Here is a 12,452-nt window from a genome sequence, read left to right on the forward strand (position 1 = left end):
ATGTGAGTTACTTCTTGCGCCATTGTAGGCCAAAGAAGAGCACGCCAGCGGCTAGCATAACTGCAAAAATCAGTATCAACCATTGCGGCATCGACCAGCCTAAGAACATCCAAGAAATCTTGTCACAAAAGCCAGTTGGGTTAAATAACCAAGGAACCCATTTGTCTAATGGAGCCCATTCTGGAAAGTTTGCGAAGAAGTCGCAGGTGGCAAAAGGGTTGGGGTTCATTTGGTAATCGGTATGGGTTATCGCTAGCTGTAAACCCCAGCCTGCGCTTACTATCCACATACCAAACGCGCTTAGGCGAATGATTAGGTACTGCGGGGCCATCCAGCCGATAAGGCCTGCAAGCATTAAACCCATCATGGCTACACGTTCATAAATACACATAACGCAAGGGTCGAGCTTCATTACGTGTTGGAAGAATAACGCACACAATTCTAGTGATAAGCTACCAATAAAAAGCAGAAACCAAGGTTTACGTTGGTACGGCATGCTGCTTAAAAAGTTGAGCATAATCAGAAACTCCGATAAAAAAAGGCGATGCAAGCATCGCCCTTTTTAAATTTAATGTCCAGCAGAAACCGCAGACGCAGCGCCAGCAATGTGATGGCTAATCCACCCCATATCGTAGAAGTATTGGGTGGCTGGAATAAGCGCGTATTCGACACACAATAAACCTACACCTGCTAATACAAAAGTATATGGCAAGGCCATCCAAACCATACGACCGTATGATAAGCGTAGCAGTGGTGCTAACGACGATGTTAACAAGAATAAGAATGCCGCTTGACCGTTTGGCGTAGCCACCGAAGGCAAGTTAGTACCGGTGTTGATCGCTACCGCTAACATGTCAAACTGGTCGCGAGTAATCTGTCCTTCTAACCAAGCGGTTTTAACTTCGTTGATATAAACAGTACCTACAAACACGTTGTCACTAACCATCGATAGCAAGCCGTTGGCTATATAGAAAGCCACTAACTGGCCTTCGTTTTCAATCGATAATACCCAGTGAATCACTGGTTTAAATAGTTCTAAGTCAATAATTACCGCAACAATAGAGAAAAACACCGCTAACAAGGCAGTAAATGGCAGGGCCTCTTCAAAGGCTTTACCTAGCTGATGCTCTTCAGTTATGCCGGTAAATGAAGTAGCAAGAATAATTACCGATAAACCAATTAAGCCAACAGCGGCTAAGTGCAATGCAAGTCCAATAATTAACCATACAGCAATAACTGCTTGAACAATTAGCTTAGCGCGGTCACGGTTAGTGCGTTTTTGATCTTCGTGTTTATCGTAGTCGGTAAGAATTTGTCGAACATTTACTGGTAGCTGGCTACCGTAGCCAAACTTGCCAATTTTTTCTAACGCAAAACAAGTAATTAAACCACATACTAAAACAGGCAGAGATACCGGTGCCATTCTCAGGAAGAACTCGAAGAACTGCCAGCTAGACTGGTCTGCAATGATCAGGTTTTGCGGTTCACCTACCATGGTACATACGCCACCTAATGCGGTACCTACACCCGCATGCATCATTAAGCTACGTAAGAACGCACGAAAGCCTTCTAAGTCATCACTGCTTAAGTCATCGCCAGTGTGGTCATGTTTTTGGTGAAAATCTTTGCCAGATGCCACTTTGTGGTAAATGCTGTAGAAGCCAATCGCTACGCTAATGACTACAGCAATTACCGTTAAGGCATCTAAGAAAGCTGATAAAAAGGCGCCGGCTGCACAAAAGGCTAAAGACAAAATGGCTTTGTCTTTAATTTTGATAAGCATCTTGGTGAAAACAAACAACAGCAGTTGTTTCATGAAGAAAATACCGGCCACCATGAAGATCAATAGCAGCACTACTTCGAAGTTGGCGACTAATTCATGTTTAACGGTTTCAGAGGATGTCATGCCTATTGCTACTGCTTCAATGGCTAGCAAGCCGCCCGGCTGAAGCGGGTAACATTTTAACGCCATCGCAAGAGTAAAAATAAATTCGATAACTAGTAACCAACCTGCAGCGAACGGGTTGATATAGAAAACGATGGGGTTAATGATTAGAAATAAAACAATGGCTTTTTTATACCACAAAGGTGCATTGCCAAGAAAATTCTTAGCAAAAGCACTAGAAAGACTAGTATTCATCCTGAAATCTCATTGTTGTTCAAATGGCAGGTCGAGTTTCCCCTACGAAAACTCGTGCGCGATTGTATGTGATCTCACGCGGCTTTGGTAGTTGAACAACCGAAAATATCAAATTTATTCAAGTGTCGATAAAAATAGTCAAGAGATTTTCAAATTTGGAGGTTTGAGCTCAAACCACTTGCTTTAGCTTTAGTTAATGGTTTGTTATTATCGATACAATAAAAACGAAAATAGACTGAGTAAATAATGGTAATTAAAGCAAAAAGTCCAGCGGGATTCGCAGAACAATACATCATTGAATCTATCTGGAATAACCGTTTTGCTCCTGGCACAATTTTACCCGCCGAAAGAGAATTATCTGAGTTAATAGGTGTAACCCGCACCACTTTGCGTGAAGTGCTTCAGCGCTTAGCGCGAGATGGATGGTTAACTATTCAGCACGGCAAACCCACTAAGGTGAACAACTTTTGGGAAACCGCAGGGCTGAATATTTTGGAAACTTTAGCCCGATTAGATACCGATGGTGTGCCTGAGTTGTTTGAGCAACTGTTATCAGCAAGAACCAACATTAGTGTGATTTTTATTCGTGGTGCCCTAAAAAACAATCCCGAGAAAAGTCGCCAACTTATAGAGCAATACAAACAACTTGAACAAACTGGCGAAGCTTACGCTGAGTTTGATTACCAAGTGTTACACGGTTTATCTTTTGCGTCGGGCAATCCTTTATACGCGCTTATCTTAAATGGTTTTAGAGGCATGTATCAAAGCGTTGGTAAATACTACTTTGACGACCCTCAAGCACGCACCTTAGTTGATAATTTCTATCAAGAGCTCATCACGTTGGCCGATAGCGGTGAACACGATAAAGCGCTGCAGGTAGTGCGTAGTTACGGTATTGCTACTAGTGAAGTGTGGAAGCGCCTGCGTGAAACCATGCCAAGTGATATTATGGAAGCAGACTAAGTTTTAGTTACTAATAGTAAAAAGCTCCGCATTGCGGAGCTTTTTGGTTTTAGGCTACCTTGGCTTCTAGGTAGTTAATGATGTCGTTAGACTCGTATAACCATTCTACTTTGTCGCCATTTTCAATGCGTAAACAAGGCACTTTTCTTGAACCGCCTTGGGTTACCAATTCTTCAAGATATTCTGGCTGCGCCTTAATATCACGTAAGCCAATACTTAAACCATTACGTTTCATCGAGCGACGTACTTTTACGCAAAATGGGCAAGCCGGCAGCTGATATAGGTGTAAACCTTGGGTTTTTTGATCAATTACCGCCTGCTCCTCAGCACTTCTTTTTACGCCCTTAGGGGAAAATACTGCGTTAAGTAACAATATAATGCGGCCTAAAATCCAACGAACTAGTTTCATTATTACAACCTTGCTAACAATTTGCGGCTGAGTTTAACACAATCAGTGCTCAGCAAAAGCCTTACTAAAACACCAATGTAGTAATGCCCAGCACCAAAAACAAAATAGCAGTAACACGGTGAATTAGAGTCATAGGCAATTTCTCTACGCCAAGCTTACCCAGCAGCACTACTGGCACGTTGGCTAAGCACATTCCTATAGTAGTGCCGGTAATTACCATAAACATCGAGTCATACTTGGCTGCTAAAATCACAGTCGCAACCTGGGTTTTGTCGCCAATCTCGGCAATAAAAAACAAGATGAGCGAGGCCAAAAAGGGGCCGTATTTGAGTAGTTTGTTATCGTCTTCATCTATTTTATCTGGCACTAATACCCAAAGCGCCATGGCAATAAATGATAAGCCAACTAGCCAACGTAAAATCTCAGGGTTTAGCCATTGCTGCACTAACGAGCCAAACCAAGCTGCGGCTGCATGGTTAAGTAGAGTTGCGATAATAATACCGGCAATAATTGGCAGAGGTTTTTTGAATTTGCAGGCGAGCAGAAGAGCAAGCAGTTGAGTTTTATCGCCTATCTCGGCAATGGCTACGGCAGTAATTGAAGTGAATAAAGCTTCCATTGGATCTCTTAATAAGAGGCGAGCAGATAAACCAATGCACATAACGCCGCTCACCTCTAAATAGCGTTAATGTGCATTTGGTCTTGCTAGGCCAGTGTTGGCTGCATTTACCATAGTGATGAGCACTAAGTATGTTGATAAATGCCCCATACCTTATTGATATGGGCAGCTACTCCCCAAAAGCGCGAAGAATATACCTAAAAGCCCTACCAAAGGCAATGGTTTAACCACCTATGCGTTTAGTTTTGTAATCTTTCTGCTTAAGCCAAACCTCTAGCTTGTCGCGCTGGTCACCTTGGATCTCGATAACATAATCTTTAACGCTACCACCAACGCCACAGTGTTTTTTCATCTCTTTAGTTAAGGTCTTAAGTTCAGCTTCTGCTAAACCAAAGCCAGTTAAGCAGGTAACTCCTTTGCCTTTTCTGCCTTTAGTTTCTCTACGCAGTTTAATAGTACCGTCTGCTTCAGGCACTTGTTCGGCTTGTTGCTCTGGTTCAATGCGGCCTTGGTCTGTTGAGTAAACCAGTTGCGAAAGTTGGTCTTTGAATGACATCTTCAATCTACCTTATACATATGTTGCGCTGATGGTAGCGTATTTAATGAGGCGGTTTCAAAAAATAGCCTTAAAAATTTCTCACAAAAAAAACAAGCTATGCAAATGCCTTTGATTTAGATCAACACGGAACAGTGATGTGTGTCGCACAATAAAATCAAATGAAAATCATTATTATTTAGACTTAGGTATGGAGGTTCCATGTCATTGGATGAAATAGCCACTGGTCAAAAGGCCCAAATATTGAGCCTGAAGGGCTTACCCCGAGCAATGCGCAAAAAGCTTATGTCATTGGGTATTTTGCCCAATACTACCTTAACCATTGTAAGACGTGCTCCACTAGGGGACCCAATCCAAGTTTCTGCACCTGGAATTAACCTTGCGCTAAGCAATGGCCAAGCCAAAGCGATTGAGGTGGATAGTCTATGAACAAACATATGATAGCCACCGTAGGTAATCCTAATAGCGGTAAAAGTACCTTGTTTAACGCTTTAACCGGCAGTAAACAAAAAGTAGGTAACTTTAGCGGGATAACTGTAGACAAAAAGTCTGGCTGGATCCGCCAAGCCGACTGGCAAGCAGAAGTCGTAGACTTACCCGGTGTGTACAACATTGATCCGCAGCTTGATAAAAGCTCACTAGATGAGCGGATTGCTTGTGAGTTTTTACAGTCTGAGCCGCTCGACCTAGTGATTAATGTGATTGATGCTAGCGCAGTAGAGCGTAGCCTGTATTTAAGTATTCAGCTTAAAGAGCTTGGCTTACCAGTGGTGCTGGTTCTTAATAAAATGGACACTGCAAAAGCTAAGCTACTTAATATTAAAGTGAAGCAGTTTAGTGAGCAGTTTAAGTTGCCTGTTGTATGCTTGTCAGCCACCTCTAAAAAGCAAGTGAATGACTTTAAGCGTAATCTACCTAAGTTAATGGAACAAGCGCAGCAAGCGCCAGCTTTAAGCCTAGAATACACACCTGAGATTGAAGCCTTTAGCACCGAGTGGCAACAAAAACTTAGTTTAAACAAAGGCCAGGTTCTGCGCTTAATTGAGCATGACCCATGGTTAAACGAGCAGTTAGAACCCGATTTACAGCTAGAGGTGAACCAAGCGCTAGGCCAATTCTCGACGACGGACGTTGACTTGGAACTTGCCGACAGCCGCTATAGCTTTATCTACCAACTTACCCAAAGTTGTATCAGTAAAAAAGGCCAGTTAAGCCGCGACTATTCTGAGCTATTAGATAAAGTATTGCTTAACCGTTGGATAGGCATTCCGGCCTTTTTAGGTGTTATGTACCTGATGTTTATGTTCGCCATTAATGGTGGTGCAGTGTTTATCGACTTTTTCGATATTACAGCGGGTACCATTTTTGTTGATGGGGTGAGCGAACTGTTAGCCAGTGTTGGTGCGCCGGAATGGGCGAGCATTGTATTGGCGAGTGGAGTAGGGGTAGGCATACAAACCGTAGCAACCTTTATTCCTGTAATTGCTTGTTTGTATCTGTTTTTAGCCTTGTTAGAAAGCTCAGGTTACTTAGCGCGTGCTGCGTTTGTTGTAGACCGCGCTATGCAAGTTATCGGCTTACCCGGTAAAGCATTTGTGCCAATGCTAATGGGCTTTGGTTGTACCGTGCCGGCCATTATGGCTACTCGAGTATTAGAAAAACACCGTGAACGGGTGCTTACCTCAGCAATGAGTCCGTTTATGTCTTGTGGTGCACGCTTACCAGTATATGCCTTGTTTGTTGCTGCGTTTTTCCCCGAGCAAGGGCAGAACATGGTGTTTGCTCTTTATATTGTGGGCATTATCGCCGCGATTATTACCGGTTTGCTGCTTAAGTACACTCTGCTACCTGGTACAGCTCAAGACTCGGTATTAGAGCTGCCAGACTATCAGTTCCCAACAGTGTTTGGGGTACTATTGCTTACTTGGCAAAAAGTGCGAGGCTTTATTGTTGGCGCCGGTAAAACCATTGTTTTAGTGGTAGCGATATTAAGTGTTCTTAATCACGTTGGTACCGGCGGTGAGTTGGATGCTGAAGGTCAAGAGCACTCGATATTAGCCCGCGCTAGTCAGTTTGTTACGCCGGTATTTGGCCCCATGGGCATCGAGCAAGATAACTGGCCAGCCACTGTAGGAATTGTAACCGGCCTGTTTGCTAAAGAAGCGGTAATTGGCACCTTAAACAGTCTATATGCAGATCCTGAAGAAGAAGCTGAAGCATGGACTTACTTAGGCCGTTTCCAAGAAGCCGGTCAAAGCATTGTCGATAACTTTAACGACCTTAATTATGGCGATCCGCTGGGCATTGCTATTGAAGAAGCTGAAGATGTAGCTAGCGCTGCAGAAATCAATGAAGTAGATGTAGGCACTATGTCACAGTTGTCTCAACACTTTAGCCAAGCTTCAGCTGTATCGTTTATGTTGTTTATTTTGTTGTACATGCCTTGTGCAGCGGCGATGGGCGCTTTGGTCAAAGAGCTTGGACTAAAATGGGCAAGATTGATTGGTGTATGGTCGACTTTGTTAGCTTATTGCACCGCAACTATTTATTACCAAGCGGCAACATGGCAACAAACACCCATTTCGGCCAGTGTATTGTTATTGGCAATGGTTATTGTACTAAGTGTTTGGGTACTGTTCTTAAAGCGTCAAAAGGCTGAGCACTATGATACTACAAGCGCTTAAACGCTATATTGAAGAGAACCCTGGAGTCTTGTTAAGCCAAGTCGCTAAGCATTTTTCGCTTAGCGATGACGCGGCGCTAGCTATGCTACAGCCTTGGGTTAAGCGCCATAAGTTGCGAGTTGTTAAACTCGGCTCATGTAATAAAGGCTGTGGTTGTAGCGCTAGTGAAGAGCAGTGGCAGCTTTACTGGCAAAATGACAATAGCATTGGGGTAACCTGTTAATCTATACCCAAACTTAGACCAAAAAAGGACAACAGTAAGTTGTCCTTTTCTTTGTTCTATATATCTTAAATGTATTTTGTTTCCTGGGGCTTCAAGATGGCACCCATCTATTGTTATCATATTCATAAGCCCAGAAATCAGCTTCAAAAGACTGAACTTCAACTAATACTTCGATCCGAAGGGTAGTCCGTTCAGGTATGAATTTTGTTGCAGCCTTTTTAGCATCTTCAAACGTTGAATAGTAGAAGATGTTTTTGTCGGCATAGAGCCTGTAATTATTTATCGTCATGTTTGTAACTCTAGCCTGTGGTTTTTATCGTTAAATCTTGCAATCCTAGCTCTAAACTATATTGCGGCTCCGATGGTAAAGGTTGAATAGTAAATACTAGTAACGGTTACCGCCACTACTACGATACATAGAAGTATATTGAAAATGGTAATTCGCTTAAATACCTTCCAACTAGGCGAACAGAAGAGAAGGCTTAAGCAATAGCTACTGTAAGTCACCTTTGCGAGATAATAGAATATAGGGTAATACATATAGTTTTTATAGATATACTCTGTAAACCTAGGAAGCTCAACATCAAAGTTTCTATGTATTTTTGCGAATTCCGGAGTGATTAACATCAGCCCCGTGTATATCACATAGAAAACCGCAACAAGAACAATTCCCAGCAATAACTGGATGATTATTGTTTTTACGTTTTTAGATTTCTCAAAATCATCAACCGGAGCTGATTCACTCATCTATGTTCCTTTAAGTTGCAGGTCTACGGGTAAAAGCTTACTTTAAAACTGGTTAGAGTTAAGCAGTTTGAGTTGAGGAGCTGTAATCTACCCGCTGTTGTGAGTGCGTTGATAAGCTTCGATAAACTGCTTCACTGGCATTGGTTTGCCAAACATCCAGCCTTGACCATATTCAACACCTAAATCTTCTAATACTTTGCTTTGCATAATATTTTCTATGCCTTCGGCAATTACTTTTAAGTCAGACTTATGAGCAATATCTACCATGTGCGGTACTAGCGAAGAGCGTATAGAGCCAGCTTCTAAATCAAATACAAAGCTTTTGTCTATTTTTAAGTATTGGCAGCGAAAGTTTTTTAGTTGAGCAAGGTTAGAGTAGCCGGTACCAAAGTCGTCAATGGCAACTTCAAAACCGTGTTTAATGACTTGGTTTATATTTTGGTTTGCTACCAGGCTGTCTAGTTGCAGGTCTTCGGTTATTTCTAAGGTTATGTTGCCTGTGAAATCTTTTACCTCTTGTAAGTTTTTTAACTCGTTGATGTTGTTGTTTTCAACGTCGTTAGGGAAAATATTAAAGCTAATTTTGCAATCGCTTTGTATTACACCGCTGGCTTGCAGGTCCTTTAGCGCATTTTTAATCACCAATAAAGTAAACGGCCAAGTGAGTTTTAAGGCGCGGATCTCACCAATAAATTGGTCTGGATAAAGCTCGCCAAGCGGGTCCTTAAAGCGCGCCAATACCTCACCGCCAATCACTCGTTTTGTTTTTAAGTCCACCAAAGGTTGAATTTGGTAATAAAAATGCTTTTTACGTAAACCTCGACGAAGTCGAGCGTTGGTGCTGCTGTGACGCTTAAATAATGTTTCGGAGCAGATGCTTGCCAAAATCCCAAAGGCAAGGCTGAACATTAACGAGAAGAATAAAAACCAAGTTTTGTTTTTAATAAGCGTGTAATTGTAAAGGCTTAGGGCGATACAAAAATCGTAGTTTTCACTACAGCTGTGAAAATAGTGATAGTTGTCGGTGACTTCCTCATAAACCAAGGTGTCGGTGTCTTTATATATACCTTGGGTGCCGGTGAGGTGAATGGCATTTTCTCTCCTGTTCGACACTAACTCCCATTGATTATCACCATATTCAAGCGGCGCAAAGGTACTGTTATCGATCACCACATTAAAGTCGCCCCTGCGAATCACCACTCCAGAGTGCAGGTAATCAAATATGATGAGCTGTGTATTAAGCCAAATATCAAAGCCTAGTGAGGTAGAAAAAGATGGAGGATCTAAAGCTACTGGCTCTTCGAGTAAGCCGCCAACACTAGTACAAAGAAGGTGATCGTCTTCTAGTAAACCCACATCGCGAATATAACTACTTAAGTATACTGTTTGGCGCATCTTAGTGAGGGAAGCTTCGCTACAATCATTTATATCTAGTTTTTCAAGGTCGTCTAAAGCTTGAAGGGAATCATAAATAACTGTTTGAGTGAGAGAAATGGTATTGTGGGCGTAGCGGCGTTGGCTTTCACTAATATCTGCTGAAAGCAGCATTAAGGCAATGTAAACCATCAGAGCGCAGGTGAAAAATCCGCTGCTGATTACAACGGTTCGAGGTGAGAATATCCGCATTAACCAATCCTTTTGCATAGACCTCACAAGTAAAGCATAAAAACATCAATCATTCCTATGCTTTACAGTGTTTTAAGTTCCATTTTCTAGATTAGTTGTAGGGCTATATTTGAATGCTTATTCCGGCTTTTGATTGATTAAGCGGATTAACAGGCTGCCGTCGAGTAGGGCACGCTTCACTAGTGCTAGGCCACCAATGGTCGGATTGTTTTGAAAGTGCGCCGCTTGCACTGGCAAGGCATCAGCAAAAGAGCTTAAGGCTTGATGTTGAATGCATTGCTTGATGGTGGGTAATAAAATGTCTTCAGCGGCCATTATTTCACCCGCTAAAACAATTTTTTGTGGGTGAAACAGGTTAATGGCAATCGCAATGCTGCTACCCAATACTGTGGCAACACGTTGCAGTACTTGTCGGCATAACATGTCGCCTTGTTTAGCCGCAAAACATACGTCTTCAATGGTAAAGCCGGCTTCCAGAATACTTGGGCTACCTTGCTCAATTAGCGCTTGCAAACGCGCGACAATGGCGGTGTTAGATACAATGGTTTCTAGGCAACCAACATTACCACACTGGCATTTCTGACCTAATGGGTCGACTTGAATATGCCCAATTTCGCCAACATCGCGGTGTTGGCTCATAAATACCTGACCATTAACAATGATGCCGGCGCTAGTACCGCTGTGCACGGTAATCAGTATCGAGTCTAAACAATCTTTGGTTGCGCCAAAGTAATGTTCTGCTAAAGCCATCGCGCGAGTATCGTTACCGATATAAGCGGGTAAACCAAAACGGCTCTCTATCATTTCACCTAATGGGCAATCGCGTAGTTGGTAATGTGGGGTATAAACCACAATGCCTTCACCGGGATTAACTAAGCCTGACAAGGTTACGGCTACCGCAATAAGCTGCTTTTGTTCACTAACATACTGTTCAATAAAGTCGGCGATTTTGTCGAGTAACTCTTGGGTTAACGGACCTTGCTCAAGTTCGTTTACTGAGAGTTTGTCGTGGGCATGAGATACACCGCTTAAATCAAACAGTGAAATATCTAAAGCTCCGCGACCCAATCGTACCGAGATAAAGTAATAACTGCCTTGCTCAGCCATTAAAGAAATAGCGCGACGACCTCCGGTGGAGGCTTGTTGAGCAACTTCTTTAATTAAGCCTGTTGCTAGCAGTTGGCGGGTAATTTTTGTCACACTGGCGGGCGCTAGTTGGCTCTGCTCCGCAATTTTCACCCGCGAGATTGGTCCTTGTTGGTCAATCATGCCATATACTGCGGCAGTATTTACCTGCTTAACTTTATCTACATTTACGATTAATTTGTCATTCATCTTTTTGATTAAAACTGAGTCAATTGGCCATCGCTAATTGCAAGGGTGACATTAAAGTCTTGATCAAATGCGGTTAAGTTTGCGGCGTAACCTGCCTTGATTCTGCCTAGGTCGTGATCCCTGTTAATAGCGGTTGCTGGGTACAAAGAAGCCATTCTTAAACTGTCTCGAAGAGATAAACCTACTGATTGTACGCAGTTTTTTACTGCTTCAATCATGGTTAAAGCAGAACCGCCGAGTGTACCATCATCACCAAAGCAAATCCCATCTTGAACTGTGATCTTACGTCCAACAAAATCAAAGCTGCTTATATCAGCGCCAGCTGCAGCGGTTGCGTCACTAACTAAACATAGCTTGTGGCGCAATAATCGTTTTGCGATGCGCACATTGGCGTTTGACACATGGTGGCCATCTACGATGATTCCTGCGTAGAGGTTGTGGTCAAATATAGCGCCAAGCACACCTGGCTCTCGCCCGGTCATTGGGCTCATGGCATTAAACAAATGAGTGGCAAAGCCAGCCCCGGCATTAATGGCGTCGCTTGCTTGCTGGTAGTTTGCGTTGGTATGGCCTAAAGAGACCAATATGCCTGCTTCTTTAAGTGCGGAGATACTAGATAGCTCAACCTGCTCAGGCGCAAGGGTAACCTTTTTAACCGCGTCATGATTGTCGAGCAAAAAGCGTAATCGTTGTTGGTTAAGTTGGCGGATCAGCTTTTCGCTATGAATGCCTTTTTTATCAACACTTAAGTAGGGGCCTTCTAAGTGAAGACCTAAGTTAACTGTGCCGCTATTTTTGCTGTGTTCTCTAGAAACGGTAACCGCTTGCTCCATTTCCTCATCGTTGGTGGTGATAAGGGTAGGCATGAAGTTAGTCGCACCACTTTTTAAATTAGTTTGATGCATACGCTCTAAGTTGGTGCTAGAGAAGTCGCCATTAAGCATTACTCCGCCACAGCCGTTTAGCTGTAGGTCGATAAAACCTGGGCAAAGTACCGAGCCATTTAAGTCTATGCTGTTAATTTGTGGCGATACTTGTTGGTTAGGCACCACTGAACTGATTTTGTTGTTATCAACAAGCACCGAATAGCCGTTTAGCAATTCACAACCATCAAACACTAGTGCATTGGTTAGGGCGTACATCATTGGCT

The 12,452-nt window shown here is 42.9% G+C and carries 12 protein-coding genes and 1 riboswitch; of the genes, 4 read left to right on the forward strand and 8 right to left on the reverse strand.

All coding sequences use genetic code 11. The features are described 5' to 3' along the window. Positions 1-7: 7 nt before the first annotated feature. A complete protein-coding gene (gene dsbB / locus K5609_RS09430) occupies positions 8-517 on the reverse strand; it encodes a disulfide bond formation protein DsbB (protein WP_221076937.1) in 510 nt (169 codons plus the stop codon). Positions 518-568: 51 nt separating this feature from the next. Then, positions 569-2,140: a Na(+)/H(+) antiporter NhaB gene (nhaB, locus tag K5609_RS09435; RefSeq protein WP_221076938.1), complete on the reverse strand. Its 1,572-nt coding sequence runs from the start codon at positions 2,138-2,140 to the stop codon at positions 569-571. A 246-nt stretch (positions 2,141-2,386) separates the two neighbouring features. On the opposite strand from nhaB, the gene fadR reads away from it, so the two are divergent. Continuing rightward, the gene (gene fadR / locus K5609_RS09440) at positions 2,387-3,103 is read left to right on the forward strand and encodes a fatty acid metabolism transcriptional regulator FadR (protein ID WP_016401083.1); all 717 of its coding nucleotides are present in this window, start codon (positions 2,387-2,389) and stop codon (positions 3,101-3,103) included. Positions 3,104-3,152: 49 nt separating this feature from the next. Here the strand turns inward: fadR and K5609_RS09445 are convergent, their stop codons facing one another. The 3 genes from K5609_RS09445 to K5609_RS09455 form a co-directional block, all read right to left on the reverse strand. Next, complete coding sequence (locus K5609_RS09445; RefSeq protein WP_221076939.1) at positions 3,153-3,512, reverse strand: glutaredoxin family protein; 360 nt, start codon at positions 3,510-3,512, stop codon at positions 3,153-3,155. A 64-nt stretch (positions 3,513-3,576) separates the two neighbouring features. Then, on the reverse strand, positions 3,577-4,131 hold the full coding sequence (locus K5609_RS09450; protein WP_152782507.1) for a TMEM165/GDT1 family protein: 555 nt from the start codon (positions 4,129-4,131) through the stop codon (positions 3,577-3,579). Between the two features lie 10 nt (positions 4,132-4,141). Beyond that, positions 4,142-4,321, reverse strand: a riboswitch (yybP-ykoY riboswitch). A gap of 33 nt (positions 4,322-4,354) precedes the next feature. Next, complete coding sequence (locus K5609_RS09455; protein ID WP_221076940.1) at positions 4,355-4,687, reverse strand: translation initiation factor; 333 nt, start codon at positions 4,685-4,687, stop codon at positions 4,355-4,357. A gap of 201 nt (positions 4,688-4,888) precedes the next feature. Between K5609_RS09455 and K5609_RS09460 the strand changes: the two genes are divergently transcribed. Genes K5609_RS09460 through K5609_RS09470 form a run of 3 tightly spaced genes read left to right on the forward strand, consistent with a single transcriptional unit; the run spans position 4,889 to position 7,594 of the window. Continuing rightward, positions 4,889-5,116, forward strand: a complete 228-nt coding sequence (locus K5609_RS09460; RefSeq protein WP_221076941.1) for a FeoA family protein — start codon at positions 4,889-4,891, stop codon at positions 5,114-5,116. Next, positions 5,113-7,371 carry a Fe(2+) transporter permease subunit FeoB gene (feoB, locus tag K5609_RS09465; protein WP_221076942.1) on the forward strand — a complete coding sequence of 753 codons (2,259 nt, stop codon included), beginning with the start codon at positions 5,113-5,115 and terminating at the stop codon, positions 7,369-7,371. The genes K5609_RS09460 and feoB overlap by 4 nt, the downstream gene beginning before the upstream one ends. Beyond that, positions 7,352-7,594 carry a FeoC-like transcriptional regulator gene (locus K5609_RS09470; RefSeq protein WP_221076943.1) on the forward strand — a complete coding sequence of 81 codons (243 nt, stop codon included), beginning with the start codon at positions 7,352-7,354 and terminating at the stop codon, positions 7,592-7,594. The genes feoB and K5609_RS09470 overlap by 20 nt, the downstream gene beginning before the upstream one ends. 834 nt (positions 7,595-8,428) lie before the next feature. Here K5609_RS09470 and K5609_RS09475 read toward each other — a convergent pair. From K5609_RS09475 to nagA, 3 genes are all read right to left on the reverse strand, one after another. Next, positions 8,429-9,967, reverse strand: a complete 1,539-nt coding sequence (locus K5609_RS09475; RefSeq protein ID WP_221076944.1) for an EAL domain-containing protein — start codon at positions 9,965-9,967, stop codon at positions 8,429-8,431. A 117-nt stretch (positions 9,968-10,084) separates the two neighbouring features. Then, positions 10,085-11,302, reverse strand: a complete 1,218-nt coding sequence (locus K5609_RS09480) for an ROK family protein (protein WP_221076945.1) — start codon at positions 11,300-11,302, stop codon at positions 10,085-10,087. Between the two features lie 8 nt (positions 11,303-11,310). Beyond that, positions 11,311-12,447: an N-acetylglucosamine-6-phosphate deacetylase gene (nagA, locus tag K5609_RS09485; RefSeq protein ID WP_246611971.1), complete on the reverse strand. Its 1,137-nt coding sequence runs from the start codon at positions 12,445-12,447 to the stop codon at positions 11,311-11,313. Positions 12,448-12,452 lie beyond the last annotated feature (5 nt).

Origin of the sequence: Agarivorans aestuarii (assembly GCF_019670125.1) — a bacterium.
Lineage (GTDB): Bacteria > Pseudomonadota > Gammaproteobacteria > Enterobacterales > Celerinatantimonadaceae > Agarivorans > Agarivorans aestuarii.